A 21,402-nucleotide genomic window follows, 5' to 3' on the forward strand; every position below is an offset into this window, starting at 1 on the left:
CCCGATCCCTCAATTGGCGGTCCTGACGATTTCCGGCCGTCCGCCGGAGTAAGGGCATCCGGCTCGGTCCGGTGGAACCTGCCGGTTGAGTCGGGGGGGGGGGCGGTGGCGGCCGTACAGCCCCCCCCCCGCCCCCACCCCCCCGCCCCCCCCCCCGCGACGACCGGCGGACGGTCGTCGCAGGTGATGGTGTTCGGCAGTTCCCACGCTGCGAGCCAGGGGCCGGTGGTGCCGCCCCCGTCGTTGCCGCCGAGGTCCGTCAGCGAGAACTCCGAGCCGGTGGACGGGAAGTTGAACGCCCCGCAGTTGTTGACGCCGACCGCGCCGACGTTGCGGGCGTCCACGTTCTCGAAGGACGCCGAGCCCTTCACCCGGGCGCTGACCACGGAGGTACCGGTGCCGTCGACCCTGATGTCCTTGAAGTGGACGTTGGTGATCGAGTACAGGTCCTTCACCGGCCAGTCGCTGACCAGCATGATCGCGTTGTAGGTGTTGTCGAGGAAGTGGTTGCCGACCACCTGGATGTCGGCGTCGATGTTCTTCTCCAGCGCGTAGAACCAGATGGCTCCCAGGCCGATGTTCCAGTTCAGCTCGTAGGTACCGGCCCGGACCGTGGTGTTGTCCTTGACCCACAGGTGTCCGGCGAAGGCCTCGGCGCCGAAGCGGGAGCCGACCTGGATGGCGCTGCCCTCCCGGATCGGGTCGGCGACGAGGTTGTTCGAGACGGTGTTGTCGGTGCCGCCGTAGACGGCGATGCCGTTCGCGAGGACGGGCGTCTGCACGGTGTTGTGGTCGAAGGTGTTGCCGGCGTTGGAGGTCTTCTCCGACCACATCGCCAGGCCGTCGTCTCCGGAGTTGCGGATGAAGTTGTTCGACACGACCGAGTTCGTGACGCCGGTGTGGAAGTTGAGACCGTCGGCGATCTGGTCGACGATGACGTTGTTGGTGATCTTAAGGTTCGTCATCGGTCCGTCGAACCACAGGCCCACCTTGGTGTGGCGGATGTGGAGGCCGTTGACGGTCGAGTTGCTCATCGCCCCGCCGACGCCGTTCACCTGGTCGGTGTCGATGCGCTCGCGGACGTCGCCTTCGATCGCGAAGCCGGACAGGTGGACGTTGTCGCTGCCACCGGCCGAGGCGTCCTTGCCGTAGAAGCCGACGCCGGTGTGCACCGAGCCGTCGGGGGCCGGCGCGGGCAGTGTGACCTCGCGGCCCTTGATGATCGTGTACCAGTTGCCCGCGCCCTCGATCGTCACGTCGTCGACGATGATGTGGCGGTTCACCTGGTAGGTGCCCGGCGGGATGTAGACCTTGAGGCGCTTGCTCTTGGCGAAGGCGATCGCCCTGTCGAACGCGTCGGCGGAGTCGCGCCGCCCGAGCGGGTCGGCGCCGAAGGCCAGCACGTTCGCCGCGACGAGCCTGACGTGCGGAGCGCCGACGAGGTGCGAGTCGAGCAGGTCGATGACCGTCCAGGCGGCGTTGCTCCCGGCGGGAACCGTGAGCCGCACCCTGTCACCGGCGCGGTAGGTCCTGCCGAGCAGGAGGCGCTGCTCGTCGTAGAAGTGGCTCGGGCGGAACGGCTTGGTGATCGCCGGAGTGGGCGTGGTGGCGGCGGGCACGCAGGCGCACTCGGTGATCCACCAGTCGGGGTGGAGCAGGTCGGCGTTCGGGTCGTTGGAGAACGGATACTGGTTGTACAGCCACGCGTACTGCGAGGTGAGGGTCATGGACTTCCTGGCCCCGCCGTTCACCGTGACGTTGAGCGGCGCGGTGATGCCGCCGCCGTTGGGGGCGTCCGGGATGCTGTAGCGCACGGTGATCGCGTTGGCCGCGCGCGGCAGGGTGAACTCGACGTGCTGCCCGGGCGTCAGCTTGACCGCTCTGCGGCCCGACGCCTCCGACGGCAGCGTGTACGCGGTGCGGTCCGGGCCGATGACCGTGCCGTTCGTCGCGGCGTTCTCCGCCTCCTGCTCGGCGAAGTCGACGCTCGCGCCCCGGCCCGCGACGAGTGACGGGTCGAGGCCGGCGCGAGTCACCGTGGGCGTCGAGGCTCCGTTCGTGTTCCTGTCGGCAAGGGCCGTGCCACCGAGCACGACGCTGAGACCGACGGTGACCGCGGTCACCGCTGCGACCGCCACCGTGGCCCTCCGCGGTGGCCTGCCGGACCACCTCGCCGCGGTTCCTGTGCTGATCCGTGACATCGCATGCTCGTTTCTCTCGGGGGGTGAACACCTCAGGACGCCCGGGGGAGCGACCGTCCTGAGGTGAGGCGACATTAGGACCCCCGAACCCCACCCCACAAGGTTCGTGCGAAATAGTTTCGTAATCTTGTTCTCTAGCTGCACATGTCCATCAAGTTCTTGCAGCAGCTGTCCTGGGTTGTTGTGAAGTTCTCGCAACACACGACCGGCCGGAGGCGAGGCGGACGCCTGTCTGTCCGCACGGGGCACCTGACTTTCGTCGGGGGTGGTCGTGGCCGATCGTCGGATACCCCCGGGGCCGCCGGTTTCTAGGTTCTTCAGCATGAAACGCGACCTCATCGGCCTGGCAGTGGGACTCGGCCTGGCAGTGACCCTGGCCGCGGCTCCCGCCGCGCAGGCCGGACCACCCGCCGCCGAGCCGACCCCGGCCGACATCGACGCCTACCTGGACAGGACCATGGAGTCCACCGGGCTGCCCGGGATGTCCGTCGTCGTGACGCACGGCGGCAAGATCGTGCACGCCGCCGGATACGGGCGTGACTCGGCCGGCGAACCGGTCACCGAGAACACTCCGATGCGGGTCGCCTCGGTCAGCAAGTCGTTCACCGCCATGGCCGTCATGACACTGGTCGACGACGGCAGGATCTCCCTGGACGAGCCGGTCGCCGGGCGGCTGCCGGAGTTCCGCATGGCCGATCGGCGCGCCGCGGGAATCACGGTACGGCAGCTGCTGAACCAGACGTCGGGCCTGTCCGACACCACCGTCGACATCGGCGCGACGGAGAGGTCCAGGTTGCTCGCCGACTACGTGTCCACGCTGAGTACCGGCACGCTGGCCGCCGACCCCGGTACGCGCTGGGAGTACTGCAACGTCAACTACGACGTGGCCGCCCGGCTGGTCGAGGTCGCCGGCGGACGAGACTTCGGCGACTACATGGAGCGGCACGTCTTCGGTCCGCTCGGCATGACCGGCAGCGCCGTCAGCGACCAGGCCGTCCAGCCGTCCGAGGGTTTCAACTCGCTGTACGGCGTCTGGGTGCCGCGGCCCGAGCTGCCCGGCTTTCTCAACAACAGCGGTGGTGGCGGAGTCATCAGCACCGCGGCCGACATGGGCAGGTGGCTGATCAGCCAGACCGGCAACGGCGAACAGCTGGTGGCGCCGGAGAGCCTTGCGGCCATGCACACCCCGTCCCAGGTGCGTGACTACGGCATGGGCTGGGGTTCGGAGACCGTGAACGGCACCAGGCTGCTCGTGCACTCGGGCAACCTGTTCACCTACAACGCGGTGCAGGCGATCGCCCCGGACACCGGGTACGGCTTCGCGGTCATGACCAACAGCGCGGCCCTCCACGACGACACCTACGACGTGCTCACCGGCCTGGTCGCGATGAGCCGGGGCGGGACGCCAGAGGCGCCGGGCGGGGACCGGCAGGTGTTCGAACTGGTCCTGGGCCTGATCGCGTTGACGGCGGTGGGGCTGGGGGTGCTGGGCGTGCTGCGGTCGCGCCGCTGGGCGAGCAGGCGGGCCGGAAGTCCCGGCTGGTGGATCGCGCTGCGCACGATCCCGGTGCTGCTGCCGGTGCCGCTGCTCGCCGCGTATCCGGACCTGGTCTCTTTCTTGATGAGAGGCCGGACGGTCACCTGGGAGCAGCTCACCTACTTCGCCGCGCCGATGACGATCCCCCTGGTGGTCGCGGCGACGGCGGGAGCCGTCACCACCGCGATGCGGCTGCTGAGGCTGCGATCGGTAGTGTCAACCGGGTGAGAAACGGTGTGATCCTGGTGTTGATCGCGGGGTTCGCCCTGTTCAACGGGCTGAACCTCGACGGCATCCCGACCTGGCGGCAGCTTCTCTTCGCGGTGCTGGCCGTGGCGGCCTACCTGCACGGACGCCACCTGCCGGTACGGCGGGACTGGCTGCTCCTGGCCGTTGCCGCGATACCCGGCGCCGTCCACACCGTGCTGGACTTCTGGACCGGAGCCGGTGCGTTGATGGCCCTCGGCCTGTTCACGGTGCTGCCGTGGCTGGCCGGCCGGTTCCGGCGGCAGCAGGCCGAGCTGGTGAAGGCGGGTCAGGAGCGGGTCGCCCGGCTTCAGCGAGAGCAGGAGCTCATCGCCGAACGCGTCACGCTTCGCGAGCGCGCCCGCATCGCCGCGGACATGCACGACTCACTCGGCCATGAACTGGCACTGATCGCGCTGCGCGCCGGAGCCCTGGAGCTGGCCGCCGACATGACCGAGCCGAACCGGGAGGCGGCGGCTCAGCTGCGGGCCTCCGCGGTCACCGCGACCGACCGGCTCCGCCACACCCTCGGAGTGCTGCGCGAGGGCGGCTCCATTCCGGCCGAGCCGCCGGACGAGTCCATCGAGACACTGGTTGATCGCGCGCGTGGCGCCGGGATGGCGGTCGCCTTCCGCCAGGCCGGCGAGCGTGCGCTCCTGGCGCCGCCGACGGACCGGGCCGCGCACCGGGTGGTACAGGAGTCGCTGACCAACGCCGCCCGCCACGCGCCCGGGGCGGACGTACTCGTCCTCCTGGAACGGACCCACGAGACGGTCACCGTCACGGTGCGCAACTCCGCGGCCCCCGGCACGCCGACGCCGGCAGCCGGGGGGAGCGGGATAGCGGGCATGCGCGAGCGGGTCCGGCTGCTTGGCGGCACGCTGTCGGCCGGCCCCCATGACGACGGGTTCACCGTGACGGCGCGGTTCCCGGCCAGGCCGGAGGGACACCGATGATCCGGGTGGTGCTGGCCGACGACGAGGCCATGATCCGGGCCGGGGTGAAGTCGATCCTGGCCACCGGCGCGGGCATCGAGGTGGTCGCCGAAGCCGCCGACGGGCGCGAGGCGATCGAGTTGACGCGCGCGCACCGGCCGGACATCGCGATGCTGGACATCCGCATGCCCCGGCTCGACGGCCTGTCCGCCGCGGCCGAGCTGCGTGCCACCATGCCGCAGGTCGCGGTCATCATGCTGACCACGTTCGACGAGGACGAGTACGTCTCCAGAGCGCTCGACGAGGGCGCCGCCGGCTTCCTGCTCAAGGCCGCCGACCCCCGGGAGCTGATCATCGGGGTACGGGCGGTCGCCGACGGCGCGGCGTACCTGTCGCCGAGGATCGCGCGGAAGGTCATCGCGCAGCTGGGCGGCGGCAGGCTCTCCAGGGCGGGTACGGCACGCAGGCAGGTGGAGTCGCTGACCGCACGGGAGCGCGAGGTGCTCGCACTCGTCGGCCGGGGCATGTCCAACCAGGACATCGGCCGCGAGCTGTTCCTCTCGGAAGGCACCGTCAAATCCCACGTCAGCGCCATCCTGCTGCGGCTCGGTCTGAGCAACCGGGTCCAGGCGGCGATCATCGCCTACGAGGCGGGTCTGGTGTCCGGGGACACCTGACCGAGCACCCCCGGCTGGACCACGGTGTCTCAGACGTTGCGCCGGTACTGGCCGCCCACCTCGAAGAGCGCGTCGGTGATCTGCTGCAGGCTGCAGACGCGGGCGGTGTCCATCAGCACGGCGAACATGTTCTCGCCGTCGTGGGCGGCCTCCTTGAGCGCGGCCAGTGCGACGTGCGCCTGCTCGCGGTGGCGTTCCTGGAAGGCGCCGACCCGCTCCAGCTGGGAGCGCTTCTCGTCCTCGGTGGCGCGGGCGAGTTCCACCGGCCCGGCGTTGCGGGCGTCGGCGTCGGGATTGCGGAAGGTGTTGACGCCGATGATCGGCAGGCTGCCGTCGTGTTTACGCTGCTCGTAGAGCATCGACTCGTCCTGGATGCGGCCACGCTGGTAGCCGGTCTCCATCGCGCCGAGCACGCCGCCGCGCTCGCTGATCCGGTCGAACTCCTCCAGCACGGCCTCCTCGACCAGGTCGGTGAGCTGGTCGATGATGTACGAGCCCTGCAACGGGTTCTCGTTCATCGCCAGGCCCCACTCGCGGTTGATGATGAGCTGGATGGCCAGGGCGCGGCGTACCGACTCGGAGGTGGGGGTGGTGACGGCCTCGTCGTAGGCGTTGGTGTGCAGGCTGTTGCAGTTGTCGTAGATCGCGATGAGGGCCTGCAGCGTGGTGCGGATGTCGTTGAAGTCCATCTCCTGGGCGTGCAGCGACCGGCCGGAGGTCTGGATGTGGTACTTGAGCTTCTGCGACCGCTCGTTCGCGCCGTAGCGCTCCCGCATCGCGACCGCCCAGATCCGCCGCGCGACCCGGCCGAGCACGCTGTACTCGGGATCCATGCCGTTGGAGAAGAAGAACGACAGGTTGGGCGCGAAGTCGTCGATGTTCATGCCTCGGGCCAGATAGGACTCCACGTAGGTGAAGCCGTTGGTCAGCGTGAAGGCGAGCTGGCTGATGGGGTTGGCCCCGGCCTCGGCGATGTGGTAGCCGGAGATCGACACCGAGTAGAAGTTACGCACCCCGTTGTGGATGAACCACTCCTGGATGTCGCCCATCATCCGGAGCGAGAACTCGGTGGAGAAGATGCAGGTGTTCTGGCCCTGGTCCTCCTTGAGGATGTCGGCCTGCACGGTGCCGCGCACGGTGGCCAGTGTCCGGGCGCGCAGCTTGGCCGCCTCCTCGGGCGAGGGCTCGCGGCCGTGCGAGTCGCGGTGGCGATCGAGTGCCTGGTCGATGGCGGTGTTGAGGAAGAAGGCCAGGATCGTGGGGGCGGGGCCGTTGATGGTCATGGACACCGACGTGGCCGGTGCGGACAGGTCGAACCCGTCGTAGAGCGCCTTCATGTCCTCCAGGGTCGCGATCGACACGCCGGAGGTGCCGACCTTGCCGTAGACGTCGGGGCTCTGGCCGGGGTCGCGGCCGTACAGGGTGACCGAGTCGAACGCGGTGGACAGCCGGGTGGCCTCGCTGTCGGCCGACAGCAGCTTGAAGCGCCGGTTGGTGCGGAAGGCGTCCCCCTCGCCGGCGAACATCCGGGCCGGGTCCTCGCCCTCGCGCTTGAACGGGAAGACCCCGGCCGTGAACGGGAAACGGCCGGGCAGGTTCTCGCTCCGCAGGAAGCGCAGCAGCTCCCCGTGGTCGGTGTAGCGTGGCAGCGCCACCCGTGGAATCGTGCTGCCCGAGAGCGACTCGCGGGTGAGCCGGGTGCGCGACTCCCGGTCGCGGACCCGCACCACCTGCTCCTGGCCTGAGTACGCCTCGACGACCGCCGGCCAGCCGTCGATGAGCTCCGCGTTCGCCGGTGCGAGGTCGGCTCTGGCCTGGCCGGCCAGCTCGGCGACGGCCGCGGCGGGCGATCCGGTGAGCTCGGCCGCCACCTCGGTCAGCCGCTGCAGGCGCCGGGCGGCCTCGATCTGCCGGGCGGTCTCGGTGTGGTAGCCACGTACGGTCTCGGCGATCTCGGCGAGGTAGCGGATCCTGCCGGGTGGGACGATCTGGGCCGCGCCGGTGGACGCGCGGCCGCTCACCTCGGGCAGGACACCGGGCTGGAGCGGCAGGCCGCCTTGGGCCAGCAGGCCGCTCAGGTGCTGGTACAGGGCGGTGACACCGTCGTCGTTGAAGGTGGCCGCGCTGGTACCGAACACCGGCATGTCCTCGGGCCGGGCGCCGAAAGCCTCCCGGTTGCGGATCAGTTGCCGTGACACGTCGCGCAGCGCGTCGGCCGCGCCACGCCGTTCGAACTTGTTGATCGCCACCACGTCGGCGAAGTCCAGCATGTCGATCTTCTCAAGCTGGGACGCCGCGCCGAACTCGGGCGTCATCACATACAGCGCGACGTCGACGAGAGGGACGATCGCGGCGTCGCCCTGGCCGATGCCCGGAGTCTCCAGGATCACCAGGTCGTATCCGGCGGCCTTGCACGCCTCGATCACCGCGCCGATGTTCTCGGGCAGCTCGTGGGCGCCCCGGGTGGCCAGGGACCGGAAGAAGACGCGGTCGCCGTCCAGGGTGTTCATCCGGATCCGGTCGCCCAGCAGCGCGCCGCCGCCACGGCGCCGGGTCGGATCCACCGCCAGCACGGCCACCCGGAGTTTGTCCTGCTGGTCGGTGCGGAACCGGCGTACCAGCTCGTCGGTGAGGGAGGACTTGCCAGACCCGCCGGTGCCGGTGATGCCGAGCACCGGCACCCGGCGACCGGCGGCCGCGTCCGCCAGTACCCGCCGGTCGGCCTCCGGCAGTGTCCCGCCCTGCAGGCAGGTGATCACGCGCGCCAGCGCCGTCCGCTCACCCGCCAGCACGCTCTCGACCGGCGCCGGCCGCGCGGCGAGATCGACGTCCGACTCACGGATGAGCCGATTGATCATTCCCGGCAGGCCGAACCGCTGGCCGTCCTCGGGGGAGAAGATCCGTACCCCCGACTCGGCCAGCCGGGCGATCTCCTCCGGCACGATGACGCCACCGCCGCCGCCGAAGATCTGGACATGTCCCAGCCCTGCCTGCCCGAGCGCCGAGGCGAGATATTCGAAGTACTCGATGTGCCCGCCCTGGTAGGAGCTGACCGCCACTCCCTGGGCGTCCTCCTCCATGACCGCGTCGACCACTTCCCGCACCGAGCGGTTGTGGCCCAGGTGGATCACTTCGGCTCCCTGCGCCTGCAGGATCCGCCGCATGATGTTGATCGCCGCGTCATGCCCGTCGAACAGCGCGGCGGCGGTGACGAAACGCACCGGGTGGGTGGGAACGTGCAGCGAGCCGTTGACGCGGGAGTGGTCGTCGGAGCGTGGCACCGGACTCTCCTGGAGGGTAATAAATCCTTGGACATCAAATATTTTGGCATTAAAGTACATAGGTGATCGGGATCCGGTCAAGTACCGTGAGCCGGTGCCTAGTTCACCCTCTTTCGACTCCATCGCCGAAGCTCACCGGCAGTGGAACGCCCGCTGGCCGGAACATGCCGACCACATGGCCACCGTCACCTCCGTCATGCGGGTGCAGCAACTGCTGCTGAGCCGGATCGAGGAGACCCTCAAGCCGTACGGCCTGACCTTCGCCGCCTACGAGGCGCTGCAACTGCTGGCATTCGCGCGGGGGGCGCTGCCGATGGGAAAGATGGGGGAGCGGCTGATGGTGCACCCCGCCTCCGTGACCAACGTCGTCACCCGTCTGGAGCAGCGCGGGCTCGTGGAACGGCGTGTCTCCCCCGACGACCGGCGCGTGGTCCTGGCCAGGATCACCTCCGCCGGGCAGACCCTGGCATGGCAGGCGACCGAGGCGCTCAACGAGAGCTCGTTCGGCCTGGCCGACCTCACCCGCGCCCAGGCCGTCGAGACCACCGCCCACCTCCGTGACATCCGCGCCGCCCTGGGCGACGTCCATCGGCCCGGCCAGGCCGGAACGAGCCCGCGCGACCTCCCCGTGCACCCGTAGCCGGGGGCGTGCTCATCAGGGCCATCCTGGAGCGCGCGATGCCGACGCGTCCCTGGGGGAGCTCGGCCTCCCCGACCCCGGCGGTTCAGCGGGTGGGGGGAACGAACTCGGGCTGGTCGAGCAGGCGCAGCCAGCTGCCGTCGGGCTGGCGCCGGACGACCTGCGCGCGGGCGCCGCTCCCGTCCTTCGGCGGGGTCGAGGTGAGGGCGATGTCGCCGCTGATCAGCGTCGGCAGCGGTTGTTCCTGCTCGAAGCGGGGACGGCCGGCCAGCACCTTCTCCCACAGCGCGCGGATCGCCTCCCGGCCCACCGTCCGGCCGCCGGGCGGGTAGGCCATCACCGCGTCCTCCTCGTAGAGCGCGGCCACTCCGGCCGCGTCACCGGCGTTGGACCGCTCGACGAACAGGCGGGTGATGTCTTCGGGCCGCATGGCCTTCTCGTACTCCGGCATGGATTCCTCCTGATGTTGGACCTCGGTGCCCACCAGCCTGGTCGCTCACCGATCAGAAGTCCAACAGATGAATCTGCTAGAAACTAGAAGTTTCAGCTATGGATCTGGGCTCCGGCAGCACAACCGTTCAAGACCGTCAGCGGCCGAGGACACCCTTCCCGCTCTGCGTCTCGTCGGCATTGGGGTGCTACGAGGGTTCCGGACAGACAGCCCATCAGTGATGCACTAGATGTTCCCGGGCGCGGCGTCGATGAGATCCCCGCCGGCGAGCCGGTGGAGACGGCCCTGCTTCGCCTTCGATACGGCCGGTCGGCTCCTGTGCGGCCGGTGTGAGGGCTGCGGGAAGTCCTGAGGATCATCCGGCACGCCCGCTTCTGTGCAAGTAGTTGCATGGCTAGAGTTATTGCATATTATTTGCAGGAGCAAGTCAGAGGAGAGAAGCGATGGGTGAGTACACCCTTCCCGATATGCCCTACGACTACGCGGCCCTGGAGCCCGCGATCACCGGGGAGATCCTGGAGCTGCACCACTCCAGGCACCACGCCGCCTACGTCAAGGGCGCCAACGACACCCTGGAGAAGCTGGCCGAGGCCCGCGACAAGAGCGAGTTCGGCGGGCTGGTCGGCCTGGAGAAGACCTTCGCCTTCAACCTGTCCGGGCACGTACTGCACTCGATCTTCTGGCAGAACCTCTCACCCGACGGCGGCGACCGCCCCGACGGGGAACTGGCCGCGGCCATCGACGAGCACTTCGGCTCTTTCGAGGCCTTCAAAAAGCAGCTCACCACCGCCACCGCCGGCGTGCAGGGCTCCGGCTGGGGCATCCTGGCCTGGGAACCGCTGGGTCGCCGCCTGGTCGTCGAGCAGGTCTACGACCACCACGGCAACGTCGGCCTCAACACCACCCCGCTGCTGGTCTTCGACGCCTGGGAGCACGCCTACTACCTGCAGTACCGCAACGTGCGCCCTGACTACGTCGAGAAGTTGTGGACCCTGATCAACTGGAACGACGTCATCGCCCGCTTCACCGCGGCCAAGGGCGTCTGACCCCATGAGCGCGGCGCCCGCCCACCGGACGGCCGGTGCGGCGGGCGCCGCGCGTCATGAGATCCGGCTCGTCCGCGCCGGCCAGGTACGGCCGTTCCTTCCGGCCGTGGCCGACGTGGGCGGGCAGGTGTTCACCCGGCCGCCGTGGTGTGAGCCGTACCCGTCGGCGCGCGGGGTCGCGGCCCGCCTGCTGGCCGACAGCCGCCGACCAGGGTTCGTCCTCGCCGTCGCCGTGGACGGCGACGGCGAGGACGAGGTGTGCGGCTTCGCCTACGGGGTGAGCTGCTCACGGCTGGCGACCCTGACCTGCGGGCAGCCCCACGACGACTTCACCCTCCGCGAGCTGGGCGTGCTTCCGCACTGCCGCGGCCGTGGCCTCGGGGCCGCCCTCCACGACAGCGTCCTCGCCATGAAAGGTGACGGACCGGCGTGGCTCACCACCCACTCGGCCGCGACCACGGCGCTGGGCCTGTACCGCAGGCGGGGGTGGCGGTCGGTCATGCTGTACGAGCAGGCCGGCGCAACCCGCCTGATCATGCGCAGACCGCCGTCCTGGCCCGCCTCGCACCGCGAGGGCAGAACCTGATCAGGCCCGTAGCCGATCTCCGTCAACCGCTTCCGCAAGACCGGTTCTCAGTGCCGGAGGCCACGGAACCTCGGCGAGGAGAGGGAGAAGCGACTCCTCCTCGTAGTCGAGGTGCGCGTTCAGCTCCGCCGACATCCGGTCCAGCTCGGCGCGGAAACACCGAGGGTCGGCGATGCCGATGTCGGCCAGCAAGGCCACCAGCCGGCCTTGAATGTCAGCGACGGTGCGGTGTTCGTCGCGGAGCCGGTCGAAGATGTCGGCCAGATGGGGGTGATAGCCAGCGATTCCGGGGAACAGGTGCGCGTCCTCGCTGCTGTGATGGAATTCCAAAGACTGGCAGAACGCCAGGCAGCGCTGCCGGATCTGCAGCCCGAGACCCGGTCCCGGTGGTTCGCCGGGACCATGATGGGCCGCCCGTGCGGCGAAGTGGGCGTCGACCTCCGCACTCACCTGACGCAACTGGGCACGCAGCCAGGTATGGACCTCCATCAGCTTGTCGGCGAGGCTGTGGACCTCGCGGGGACCCTCCCAGGCGTCGGGCTCGGCACGCTCCAGCACCACGACAGGCAGGGGCCGGGTGGTCCGGACCTGGTAGTCGCCGTATCCGGGCGCCACCCGCACGACATGTCCGAACAGTTCCTCGCGTCGCGCCCCTTCGGCGGGAACCGCGAGTGCTTCGAAGGTCTCGGTGCCGACCTCCACCCGTACCACGGGATGGGCGAGCAGGTTGTGGTACCAGCCGGGGTGAGACGGGGCACCGAGGTTGGATCCGACGATCAGCAGCGAATCGCCGTGGCGGACGTAGCCGAGGGGAGTGGTCCGCTCCGTCCCCGACTTCGCGCCGGTGGTCGTCAGCAGCAGGAGATCCCCGCCTTCGAAGGGGCCACCGACCTTCCCTCCGTTGGCGCGGAACTCCTCGATGACCGATTGGTCGAAAGACATGGGCATACGGTTTTCTGTCTCCGGAAAAGGTACGTGGATCCGCAGTGACTGCGGTGATGGTGGATGGCGGTGATACGCGCGGCACGGAGCGACCGCCGCGCCTCCCGCCGTACGCGGACAGCGGACGACGCGCCGCCGCTGACGGCCTGACGCGGTGCGGAAGTCCAGGGCACGCATGGCGGTGCCCGGAACTCGAAGAGTGAGAGACGACGTGCGGCTGCGCTACGTCAGATACAGGGCGCTGAGTACGAACTCATGGCGGGTCCTCTGCGTGAAGGGTGTTCGCCCGATCGCCGACCGGCCCACTGCTCTTTGGTCGGCGTCACACGACACCGGAGCCATTACACACACCCGGCGGCCGCCTGTCAACGCCGAAGATCACGCACGTGCGTCGGGCCGAAGCCGGCCGCTGTCACAGACGCCACTCTCACCGGCGGCCGTTTGCGAGAGACGTGTCCGGCCGTCCGCTGTCAAGGCGGTCGAGCGCGTCGCGGGCGGCGGTTGTCCAGAGCGGCGCGGCGGCCTTGTTCGCGATCGTCAGCGCCTGCCGGTAATGGTCCGGGGCCTCGTCGTGGTGTCCGAGGGCGACGGCGAGATCGCCGAGGTGGAGCGCTACGGGGCCGAGGGTGAGCAGGCCGCTGCCCGCTCCGGCCAGTTCCCCCGAGGCGGATCGTAGCTGGGCGTAGGCACGCTCCATCGCCGATCGGTCGCCGACACCGATGGCCGTCCGGGCGGCGAGGCAGGTGCGGACCTCGCAGAGCAGGTCGCGGGGTGAGTCGGGGAGGGTCTTCGCGGCCACTTCGGCTTCGTCGCGGCGGCCCGCGGCGAGCAGGATCAGGGGGCGGGCCCAGGGCGCGTACGGGCCCCAGTCCGCCTCCTCGTCCGCCTCTGGTCGCTCGCCCCGCTGGATGCGCAGGCACAGCAGGGCGAGGGGGAGAATGCCCTGCTCCATCCCCGGCATGCCGCTGCCGGCGAGTGCGGTGCTCGCGGCGCGGTAGGCGGCCTCCGCCTCGACCAGATGGCCGGTGACGGCCAGCCGCAGAGCGGCGTACCACTGGGTGAACACGCCCGCGAGGGGGATGTCGTGCTGTTCGGCGAGACGCTCCGTGGCTGCGGCGTGTGCGTCGGCCGTGACGAAGTCGGCGAGCGCGGAGTGGGCCTGGATGAGGATGAGGTGTCCGAGCACCTCGAAGGTCACCAGGTGGTGCCGGGTGGCCAGGTCGACCAGTTCATCGCCGATCCGGGCACGTCGCGGGGCCATTCCGGCCTGCTGGAAGGCCTGCATGAAGCGGCCGTTGAGGGCGAAGGCGAGCAGGGCCGGGTCTCCCAGCCGACGGGCGATCGCCTCCGCCTCCCGCGCCGCCTGACGTCCGCGGTCGGTGGGGGCGCCGCGCAGTTCCAGGGCGAGGGTGCTCAGCAGACGGCTGCGCTGTGCCGCCTGGCCCTCGGGCAGGGCGGTCAGAGTGCGTTCGATCGCATGGACGATCTGCCGGGCGAGGTCCTCGTCGTCGTTGCGGGTCCAGATCGCGGGCACGTCGAAGGCGCTGATCACCTCGGCGGTCAAGTGCGGGTCGCCGAGTTCCTCGGCTGTGGCGATCGCCTCCGCGCGGTACTGCCTGGCGCTTTCCAGGGAGCCGGTCACGGCCAGTGCCCGCACCATGCCCATGACCGCCTCCAGCCGGCTGCGCACGTCGCCCTCTGCTGCCCGGTCGTGGGCGGCGAGGGCCTGCCGCCACAGTCGTGCGGCTTCGTGCGGGGCGAATCCTCGCTCGGCCTGCAGCGCCGCCGCGCGGGCGTAGCGGGCGGCTCGGGCGGCCGTAGGCCGGCTCTCGGCGTGGCCGAAGTGGTGGGCGAGCGAGGTGATGTCCCCCGGGTGCAGCTGCTCGATCGTCTCGGCGACGGCGGCGTGCCAGCGCGCCCGGCGTGGCCTGGAGATGTCGTCGTAAAGCGTGTCGCGCACCAGGGCGTGGGCGAACCGCAGCCGACCCGGTTCCCGCTCGGTCAAAAAGCCCGCGAGCAGTGCGGACTCCAGGGCGTCGACCACGAGGTCCTCGTCTGCCGCCAGGGCGACCAGCACGTCCACGTCGATGTCCCGGCCGATCACGGCCGCCTGCCGCAGCACCGCCCGTGCCGGTTGCGGCAGCCGCGCCAGCCGGTGGCGGATGACGTCCCGCACGCCCGCGGGAACGGCGTCGAGTGCCGCGGGTCCCTCAGCGTTGACCAGCCGCGCGAGCTCGCGGACGAAGAACGGGTTGCCGCCGCTGCGCCGGTGGATCACCCGCGCGGTCCGTGCGTCCACGTCCCGCTGGACGACGGCACGGACGAGCTCGCCCGTGGCCGCCTCGGACAGGCCGCCCACGTACACCCGGGCCGGTTCCACGCGGGCGAACCCGGCGAGCGCGTCGGTCAGGGCGGGGGAGATCTCGGTGGCCCGGTAGGTCCCGACGAGCAGTATCGGCCCGGCGACGGGTTCCGTCACCAGGGTGGCCAGCAGGTCCAGAGTCTCCTCTGCCGCCCGGTGCAGATCGTCGAAGACCACCAGCACCGGTGCTCGCCTCGCCACCGCGGCCAGGTAGGAGGCGGCCGCGTGGTGCATGCGAAACCGGGCCGCGGACGGTGTGGTCGCTGCGCCGTCCGGCACAAGGGCCGAGGCCGGGGCGGGCTCGGCCCCGGCGGCGGCCAGACCCCCGACGATCTGTGTCCACGGCCAGGTGCCGGGCACCCCGTCATGCTCGGGGCTGCGGCCCCATGCCGTGGTCCAGCCCCGCGCCGTCAGTGTGCCCGTGAGCACCTCGGCGAGCGCGGTCTTTCCCGCGCCGGCGTCGCCGGAGACCAGGGCCAGGGCGATCCTGCCCTGCCGCATGGCGGCCGCGGCGGCCTCTTCCAGGTGACCCAGCTCCTGCGCGCGTCCGACGAACGGCCGTCCGGCAGGATCAGGGGGCGCCGGGTACGACGCCGCCGCCTCCCGCGGTGACACCATGATGCCGGTACCGCCGCCGGCCCTGGCGGGGGCGGTGAGGTGGGGGGCCTGGGCGAGGATGTCGGCCTCCAGCCCCCGCAGCCCGGGGCCGGGATCCACACCCAGTTCCCCGACCAGCACCTCCCGGGCCTGGCGCAGGACGGCCAGGGCATCGCCCTGCCGGCCCGACCGGTACAGCGACAGCGCCAGCAGCCTCCAGGCGTCCTCGCGCAACGAATGGCCCGCGGCGTGGGCCTCCAGGTCAGGCACCGCCTCGGCGGCCCGCCCCAGCTCCAGCAGCGCCTCCGCACGCCGCTCCACGGCCAGCAACCGCAGGCCGTCCAGGCGGGCGATCTCTCCGCGTGCCCACGTCTCCTCCGCGAACTCCGCGTACGCCGGCCCCTGCCACAGGGCCAGCGCCTCCTCTAGGCCGACCAACGCCTCCCCGGGCCGTCCCGCCGCCAGCAGCGAACCGGCCTCACCCGCCACCGCCTCGAACCGCCAGGCGTCCACCGACCGCCGCTCCGCCCGTAGCGCGTAGCCGGGGGAGGCCGTCACCAGCAGCCGGGCGGGCTGCCGGGGAGGGCGGTCGGGTTCCAGAGCGCGGCGCAGCGCGGAGACGAACGTCTGGATCACCCCGACCGCCCCGTCCGGAGGTCGCTCCCACAGGTCGCCGACGAGCCGGTCGACCGGGACGACCCTGCCCCTGGCGATCAGCAGCCGCGCCAGTACCGCTCGATGCCGGGGACCTTTCAACGGAAGCGGACCGTGCTCGTCAGAAGCCTCCAGGGGGCCCAGCACACCGAAGGTCACCGCTCGTGCCGTCGCCTCGCTGGTCATGTCACCCGATGTTATCCGGGCGTCTCGGGTGGGCCCTTGCCGGCAGCGCCGCTCGGTCACCGCTCAGCCGCCGCTGACCGGCTGCTGAGCGCCGGCGGGCAGGCTGGTCGCAGTCGCTCGACAAGAACAGACAGGCCTAGCGGAAAGGGTCCTCGCCGTGGAACCCAGGATCACCGGATTCGACTACCAGCGCGTCACCGTCACCGAAGGCGTGTCACTCAACGTCGCCGTCGGCGGCTCCGGCAGCCCCGTCGTGCTGCTGCACGGATTCCCCCAGACCCACCTGATGTGGCGGCACGTCGCCGCCGACCTGGCCTCCGATCACACCGTCATCTGTCCCGACCTGCGCGGCTACGGTGACAGCGACAAGCCGGCCGACACCGATGGGCACACCTACTCCAAGCGCACCATGGCCGCCGACATCGTCGCCCTCGCGCGCGCCTTCGGCCACGAGCGCTTCGCCCTGGCGGGCCACGACCGGGGCGCCCTGGTCGCCATCCGCGCCGGGCTGGACCACCCCGATACGATCACTCATCTCGCCTCGCTCGACGTCCTGCCGACGCTGGACATGTGGGATGTGATGCACGGCACCTCCGCCGCCGTCGGCTTTCATCTCTACCTGATGGCCCAGCCGCCCAGCCTGCCCGAACAGATGATCAGCGCCAGCGCGGACGTCTTCTTCGGCTACTTCCTGGACATCTGGACCCGGGATCCGGAGGCGATCCCCGCCGACATCCGCACCGCCTACCTGAAGGCCTCCCGCGAAGCCGTCCCCTCCATCGTCGCCGACTACCGGGCATCGGCCGCCATCGATGTCGAGCACGACCAGGCAGACCGCCAGGCCGGGAACCGGTTGCGCATGCCGGTGGCCGTCCTGCAGCAGGACTGGGGCACGGCCCTCGGCTTCGACGCCGCCGCCCTGTGGGAGGCGTGGGCGCCCCACCAGGAACACGCCACCGTCTCCTGCGGCCACTTCATGGCCGAAGAGGCCCCCGCCGATGTCGTCAAGGCACTGCGTGACCTTCTGGCCAGGTAGAACACCGTCTGCCGGGCCGCCGCCGGGGCAACGGCGGCGGCCCGGAGACCGCGTTGACGCCGTGCTGGTCCCACAGGTCGGACCCGCACACGCAGGTGGCGACAGTCCGGATGATCACGTCGGGTTGATGGTCCTCGGATCGGCACGCTCCTCGCAGCGCACGTCCCCAGGAGCGTGAATGACGGCTTCCCGCATGATGAATTCCTCGCTCCGAGCCGCTTGGCGAGCGTCGAGGTGAGCACGTCGAGCGCGCCCTTGGACATGGCGTAGCCGATGGACCGGGGCATGGCCGAGCCTGCCGTCCCGTACGCCACCGACGATCACCGTGAGTTGAAGCGGCCCTTCGGACAACAGTTCCTCCACCGGTCACAAGGGGATATGCGGCGTCCTTCCGGCACCTCGCGGACCAGGTTCGTTGTTAAACCAAGGTTTAGGTCAAGCTAGGTTGGCCGTATGCCGGATTCCGAAGTGATCGTCACGGAGTTGACCATCGGAGAGTTGTCCGAGCGCAGCGGCGTGCCCGCCTCCGCCTTGCGCTTCTACGAGCGCAAGGGGCTCATCGCCAGCCGCCGCACCACCGGCAACCAGCGTCGCTACCACCGCAGCACGCTGCGCAGGCTGGCGTTCATCCGCGCCTCGCAAAACGTCGGCATCCCCCTGTCGGTGATCGAAGGCGTCCTGGAGTACCTGCCGCACGATGTCTCGCCTACCCGGGAGCTGTGGCTGAAGGCGTCGGAGTGCTGGAGCGAGGCCATCAACGGCCGCATCGAGAAGCTGGAGCGCATGCGCGATCGGTTCACCGAGTGCATCGGCTGCGGTTGCCTGTCCTTCGACCAGTGCCTGCTGGTCAATCCCGGTGACAGGCTCGCCGGGCGAGGTGCGCGCCCCCTCCTCGACCCCTGATGCGGGAGCGGTCGTGCAGGTCCTGATCTACTCCTGCTCACCGACCCGGCCGGGTGCGGAAGTGTCGCCGAGAGACAGGCGCTCGGCCACGTCCGCACCTCGCCGACGGCTCCCTCGAGCATGGCGTGCCCCAGAGAGGCTGAGTCTCGCGGGGGCTGGGGGTGCACGATCATCGGCCCACGTTCGATGTGCCGGTAGATACGGCCAGGTGGCATGACAGGCGCTGGGACCGGCCCGCTGCTGTATCACGTCAGGCATCGTCGTCCTGATCGGGGCCCGCGGTCGCCGACCTGCCGCGTGGGACCGCGGCGGCGGTGTACGGCCCAAGGTGACGATCCGTGCCGGTGGGTTGCCCACCGCCATAACCGTGACGATGATCGTGTGGGTGGTACCTCAGCTATGGCACTACGCCGCCCCAGCGACAGATCGCTGATAAGGAGCACCCCCCCATGGCCCTTGCCGGAACCCTCCTGCCCATCGCTTTGGCGATCATCATGTTCGGCCTCGGGCTGAGCCTGACGATCTCCGACTTCCGCCGTGTCGTCGTCTATCCGAAGGCCACCGTCGTGGCGCTCGGCTGCCAGATCCTGGTGCTGCCCGCGATCTGCTTCGGTCTGGTGGTCGTCTTCGACCTGCCGCCGGCGCTCGCCGTCGGCATGATGCTGCTGGCCGCCTCGCCCGGCGGCACGACGGCCAACCTCTACAGTCATCTGTTCGGCGGTGATGTCGCGCTCAACGTGACGCTGACCGCGATCAACTCGGTGCTGGCGGTCGTGACGCTGCCACTGGTGACCAACCTGTCACTGTCCTACTTCGAGGTCGGCTCGGGCACGCTCGGCCTGCAGTTCGACAAGAGCCTGCAGGTGATGGCGGTCGTGCTGGTTCCGGTCGCCATCGGCATGGCGGTCCGCGCCATGGCACGGAGCTTCGCCGAACGGATGAACACGCCCGTGAAGATCGCCTCAGCGGTCATCCTGGCGCTGGTGATCGCCGGCGCCCTGCTCCAGGAGCTCGACAACCTCAGCGGCTACATCCAGTCGGTGGGCCTGATCACGCTGGTGTTCAGCGTGATCAGCCTGACCGTCGGCTACTGGGCGCCGCGCCTGGCCGGGGTGGAGCGCGGCCAGGCCGTCGCCTCCTGCATGGAGATCGGGATCCACAACGCCACGTTGTCGATCGCGGTGGCGCTCTCCCTGCTGAACAGCTCCCAGATGGCCGTCCCGGCCGCCACCTATGGTGTGCTGATGTTCTTCACCGCGGCAGGAGCCGGGTTCCTGCTCAGGTCTCGCGCGGTGGAGCCGATGCCTTCGGACCGGTGATCGCCGCGATCGTCCTGGTGGTCACCGTCGCTCCGCCCGCCCATGCCTGGGCGGGTGGGGTGTACGTGGCCCCGGGGGATCCGGACCGCCTCAGCGGAGAGTCGCGGTGGTACGGCACCGGTTTCCGGTGCCGTACCACCGCGAGCACGGGCGCCGATCGGGTGTGACCGGTCACGCCATGTCCCAGAGCAGGCGGTAGTAGGCGATGCGTTCCGGGTCTGGGGCGATCCCGTATGCGTCGTACACGATGCCGTCGTACCCCGGGCCGTGGTTCCACTCCGTGCTCCACGCGGCCACCGCGAGGTCCGCCCACCGGTCGGCCACCCCGAGCGAGCCCAGGTCGACGTGCGCGGCGAACATGCCGTCGTCGTGCAGCAGGGTGTTGGGGGCGCACGCGTCCCCGTGGCAGACGACGAGGCGGTCGATCGCGGGCGGATCGCCGATTCGCGCCCGGGCTTCGGCGAGTTCCAGGTGCCGGTGCTCGGGGAACCAGTCGGCCGGTCCCTCCCCGCCGGTGATGCGCTCGTCGGCGCGGGTGAGCCGTCGATCGATGGCCCAGTCGAACGGGCACTGCTCCACGGGCAGGGCGTCGTGGAGCAGGCGCAGCCCTCGGCCGATCGCGGCCGCCGCGGCCGGCGGGTCGGCGATCCACCGGGGATCCACCGCCGAGCGGCCGGGGACCGCCGCCGTGACCAGCCACGTGCCGTCGGTGTCCGTACCGTGTTCGATGACCCTCGGGACGGTCACCCAGCGCCGCGCCCAGGCCAGGCGCTCCGCCTCGCCGGGGAGATCGATCTCCGGAGTGCCGGCGGCGACCCACTTGACGTACCTGACGCCGTCACGCCCGTCTTCGAGGCGGAAGGTCAGGCCGCCGAGTTCGTTGCGCCACACCGGGGTGACGGTGTCGCCGTCGGCGATCGCCGCGACGACGTCGGGGACGGGCACGGGACCGATCGGGACCTCGGAGATGACAGGGTGGCTCATGAAGACAGGATCCTCCCAAGGAGGCGGCGCCGACGACAAATGGATTTCCGAGCCCGAAGCCGCGTCGCCTCGACGGCCGGCTGCAGGGTGCTCGGGGTCGAGCCCGACGCGCGGATGGCTGACTTCGCGCGACGCGGCGGATTCGAGGTCGAGGTGGCGACCACGCTGGTGGTCACCGCGGCGCGAACCGGCGCAGCCTGACCCGGCCCGACGGTCCATCGGCCGCGAGCGAGGACGCCGACCAGGCTTCGCGACCGGCAGGGGGTCGCCCGGCGGCCTTGGCGCGGATAAGAAAGGGCGCGTGTCTTTTGCCGGGGAGACCTGACCGGCCTACTCGTACGGCTCCTCGGGGGGCTCGATCCTCGTGAGCCCCTTGCCGGTGAGCTGGGGGTAGACGACCCCGGTGGGCATCTTCTTGAACGTCTGCGGGATCCAGGTGCCCGTGACCTCGACCCACGTGTCGGTGGGCGGTGCCTGCAGCCTGGAACAGCCCGATGACCCCGAGGAGCACCAGCACCGTACCGGCGCCGATGAGGAAGGGCCGGAAGTCGGGTTTGACATAGTTGAGATAGGTCGTGGAGAACGCCGAGATCCGGAGTACAGCGCCGCCCAGCAGGGCTAGGACGAGGTTCTGGGTGACACACACGGTTCATCGGAGTTCGCGAGTCCCTTTCGCCAGGCCGAACCTGGACCGGCGGTCCTTCGAAGACCGGGAGGACGTCACAGCAGCAACCATCCGAAAAGCGCACTGACCAGGATGGCGAGGGCGAAGGTCACCGGGACGAACCTGACCGCGAAGGCCCTGCCGAACGTGCCGGC

General features: G+C 70.2%; 18 protein-coding genes. 11 read left to right on the forward strand and 7 right to left on the reverse strand.

The genetic code is table 11. From position 1 onward, the window contains the following. Positions 1-2,138: glycosyl hydrolase family 28-related protein (locus tag ACWD3H_RS45445; protein WP_451959469.1), on the reverse strand; the 2,138-nt coding region annotated here is incomplete at its 3' end. A 385-nt stretch (positions 2,139-2,523) separates the two neighbouring features. Between ACWD3H_RS45445 and ACWD3H_RS45450 the strand changes: the two genes are divergently transcribed. From ACWD3H_RS45450 to ACWD3H_RS45460, 3 genes are read left to right on the forward strand one after another with little or no spacing between them, the layout of a single operon-like run. Beyond that, positions 2,524-3,966, forward strand: coding sequence for a serine hydrolase domain-containing protein (locus tag ACWD3H_RS45450; protein ID WP_451959470.1), 1,443 nt, complete (start codon positions 2,524-2,526; stop codon positions 3,964-3,966). After that, a complete protein-coding gene (locus ACWD3H_RS45455) occupies positions 3,963-4,940 on the forward strand; it encodes a sensor histidine kinase (protein ID WP_451959471.1) in 978 nt (325 codons plus the stop codon). Before ACWD3H_RS45450 ends, ACWD3H_RS45455 begins: the two co-directional genes overlap by 4 nt. Beyond that, positions 4,937-5,596: a response regulator gene (locus tag ACWD3H_RS45460; RefSeq protein WP_451959472.1), complete on the forward strand. Its 660-nt coding sequence runs from the start codon at positions 4,937-4,939 to the stop codon at positions 5,594-5,596. Before ACWD3H_RS45455 ends, ACWD3H_RS45460 begins: the two co-directional genes overlap by 4 nt. 29 nt (positions 5,597-5,625) lie before the next feature. Here the strand turns inward: ACWD3H_RS45460 and icmF are convergent, their stop codons facing one another. Then, positions 5,626-8,877: a fused isobutyryl-CoA mutase/GTPase IcmF gene (gene icmF / locus ACWD3H_RS45465; RefSeq protein ID WP_451959473.1), complete on the reverse strand. Its 3,252-nt coding sequence runs from the start codon at positions 8,875-8,877 to the stop codon at positions 5,626-5,628. A 94-nt stretch (positions 8,878-8,971) separates the two neighbouring features. Here icmF and ACWD3H_RS45470 point away from each other — a divergent pair, with 94 nt between their 5' ends. Beyond that, entirely contained in the window at positions 8,972-9,517 is a 546-nt protein-coding gene (locus ACWD3H_RS45470; protein ID WP_355555966.1) for a MarR family transcriptional regulator, read from the forward strand. 85 nt (positions 9,518-9,602) lie between these two features. Here ACWD3H_RS45470 and ACWD3H_RS45475 read toward each other — a convergent pair whose 3' ends face one another. Then, entirely contained in the window at positions 9,603-9,968 is a 366-nt protein-coding gene (locus ACWD3H_RS45475; RefSeq protein WP_355555969.1) for a YybH family protein, read from the reverse strand. 443 nt (positions 9,969-10,411) lie between these two features. Between ACWD3H_RS45475 and ACWD3H_RS45480 the strand changes: the two genes are divergently transcribed. Both ACWD3H_RS45480 and ACWD3H_RS45485 read left to right on the forward strand, forming a co-directional pair. Further along, on the forward strand, positions 10,412-11,014 hold the full coding sequence (locus ACWD3H_RS45480; RefSeq protein ID WP_451959474.1) for a superoxide dismutase: 603 nt from the start codon (positions 10,412-10,414) through the stop codon (positions 11,012-11,014). A 4-nt stretch (positions 11,015-11,018) separates the two neighbouring features. Next, entirely contained in the window at positions 11,019-11,600 is a 582-nt protein-coding gene (locus tag ACWD3H_RS45485) for a GNAT family N-acetyltransferase (RefSeq protein WP_451959475.1), read from the forward strand. Here the strand turns inward: ACWD3H_RS45485 and ACWD3H_RS45490 are convergent, their stop codons facing one another. Then, complete coding sequence (locus ACWD3H_RS45490) at positions 11,601-12,542, reverse strand: nitroreductase/quinone reductase family protein (protein ID WP_451959476.1); 942 nt, start codon at positions 12,540-12,542, stop codon at positions 11,601-11,603. Positions 12,543-12,969: 427 nt separating this feature from the next. After that, the gene (locus ACWD3H_RS45495; protein ID WP_451959477.1) at positions 12,970-16,341 is read right to left on the reverse strand and encodes a BTAD domain-containing putative transcriptional regulator; all 3,372 of its coding nucleotides are present in this window, start codon (positions 16,339-16,341) and stop codon (positions 12,970-12,972) included. A 157-nt stretch (positions 16,342-16,498) separates the two neighbouring features. Here ACWD3H_RS45495 and ACWD3H_RS45500 point away from each other — a divergent pair, with 157 nt between their 5' ends. The 4 genes from ACWD3H_RS45500 (at position 16,499) to ACWD3H_RS45515 (ending at position 19,766) form a co-directional block, all read left to right on the forward strand. Next, positions 16,499-17,377 (forward strand): alpha/beta fold hydrolase, encoded by an 879-nt coding sequence (locus ACWD3H_RS45500; RefSeq protein WP_355626163.1) that lies wholly within the window; start codon positions 16,499-16,501, stop codon positions 17,375-17,377. A 453-nt stretch (positions 17,378-17,830) separates the two neighbouring features. After that, positions 17,831-18,280 (forward strand): redox-sensitive transcriptional activator SoxR, encoded by a 450-nt coding sequence (soxR, locus tag ACWD3H_RS45505; RefSeq protein WP_350962016.1) that lies wholly within the window; start codon positions 17,831-17,833, stop codon positions 18,278-18,280. A gap of 449 nt (positions 18,281-18,729) precedes the next feature. Next, a complete protein-coding gene (locus ACWD3H_RS45510; protein WP_350926104.1) occupies positions 18,730-19,599 on the forward strand; it encodes a bile acid:sodium symporter family protein in 870 nt (289 codons plus the stop codon). Continuing rightward, complete coding sequence (locus tag ACWD3H_RS45515) at positions 19,596-19,766, forward strand: hypothetical protein (protein WP_451959478.1); 171 nt, start codon at positions 19,596-19,598, stop codon at positions 19,764-19,766. The genes ACWD3H_RS45510 and ACWD3H_RS45515 overlap by 4 nt, the downstream gene beginning before the upstream one ends. Positions 19,767-19,770: 4 nt before the next feature. Here the strand turns inward: ACWD3H_RS45515 and ACWD3H_RS45520 are convergent, their stop codons facing one another. Further along, entirely contained in the window at positions 19,771-20,583 is an 813-nt protein-coding gene (locus ACWD3H_RS45520) for a phosphotransferase (protein WP_451959479.1), read from the reverse strand. A 39-nt stretch (positions 20,584-20,622) separates the two neighbouring features. On the opposite strand from ACWD3H_RS45520, the gene ACWD3H_RS45525 reads away from it, so the two are divergent. Then, the gene (locus tag ACWD3H_RS45525) at positions 20,623-20,784 is read left to right on the forward strand and encodes a hypothetical protein (protein ID WP_451959480.1); all 162 of its coding nucleotides are present in this window, start codon (positions 20,623-20,625) and stop codon (positions 20,782-20,784) included. Between the two features lie 129 nt (positions 20,785-20,913). Here the strand turns inward: ACWD3H_RS45525 and ACWD3H_RS45530 are convergent, their stop codons facing one another. Continuing rightward, a complete protein-coding gene (locus tag ACWD3H_RS45530; RefSeq protein ID WP_451959481.1) occupies positions 20,914-21,144 on the reverse strand; it encodes a hypothetical protein in 231 nt (76 codons plus the stop codon). Between the last annotated feature and the right edge of the window lie 258 nt (positions 21,145-21,402).

This window comes from Streptosporangium sp. NPDC002607, assembly GCF_053592655.1.

What these genes read in the sequence shown, in the direction of transcription:
- ACWD3H_RS45510 (WP_350926104.1), top strand. Translation starts at nt 18,730, where the DNA reads ATGGCCCTTGCCGGAACCCTCCTGCCCATCGCTTTGGCGATCATCATG.
- ACWD3H_RS45475 (WP_355555969.1), bottom strand. Translation starts at nt 9,968, where the DNA reads ATGCCGGAGTACGAGAAGGCCATGCGGCCCGAAGACATCACCCGCCTG.
- ACWD3H_RS45450 (WP_451959470.1), top strand. Translation starts at nt 2,524, where the DNA reads ATGAAACGCGACCTCATCGGCCTGGCAGTGGGACTCGGCCTGGCAGTG.
- ACWD3H_RS45490 (WP_451959476.1), bottom strand. Translation starts at nt 12,542, where the DNA reads ATGTCTTTCGACCAATCGGTCATCGAGGAGTTCCGCGCCAACGGAGGG.
- ACWD3H_RS45460 (WP_451959472.1), top strand. Translation starts at nt 4,937, where the DNA reads ATGATCCGGGTGGTGCTGGCCGACGACGAGGCCATGATCCGGGCCGGG.
- ACWD3H_RS45480 (WP_451959474.1), top strand. Translation starts at nt 10,412, where the DNA reads ATGGGTGAGTACACCCTTCCCGATATGCCCTACGACTACGCGGCCCTG.
- ACWD3H_RS45530 (WP_451959481.1), bottom strand. Translation starts at nt 21,144, where the DNA reads ATGTCAAACCCGACTTCCGGCCCTTCCTCATCGGCGCCGGTACGGTGC.
- soxR (WP_350962016.1), top strand. Translation starts at nt 17,831, where the DNA reads ATGCCGGATTCCGAAGTGATCGTCACGGAGTTGACCATCGGAGAGTTG.
- ACWD3H_RS45525 (WP_451959480.1), top strand. Translation starts at nt 20,623, where the DNA reads ATGGATTTCCGAGCCCGAAGCCGCGTCGCCTCGACGGCCGGCTGCAGG.
- ACWD3H_RS45520 (WP_451959479.1), bottom strand. Translation starts at nt 20,583, where the DNA reads ATGAGCCACCCTGTCATCTCCGAGGTCCCGATCGGTCCCGTGCCCGTC.
- ACWD3H_RS45495 (WP_451959477.1), bottom strand. Translation starts at nt 16,341, where the DNA reads ATGACCAGCGAGGCGACGGCACGAGCGGTGACCTTCGGTGTGCTGGGC.
- ACWD3H_RS45485 (WP_451959475.1), top strand. Translation starts at nt 11,019, where the DNA reads ATGAGCGCGGCGCCCGCCCACCGGACGGCCGGTGCGGCGGGCGCCGCG.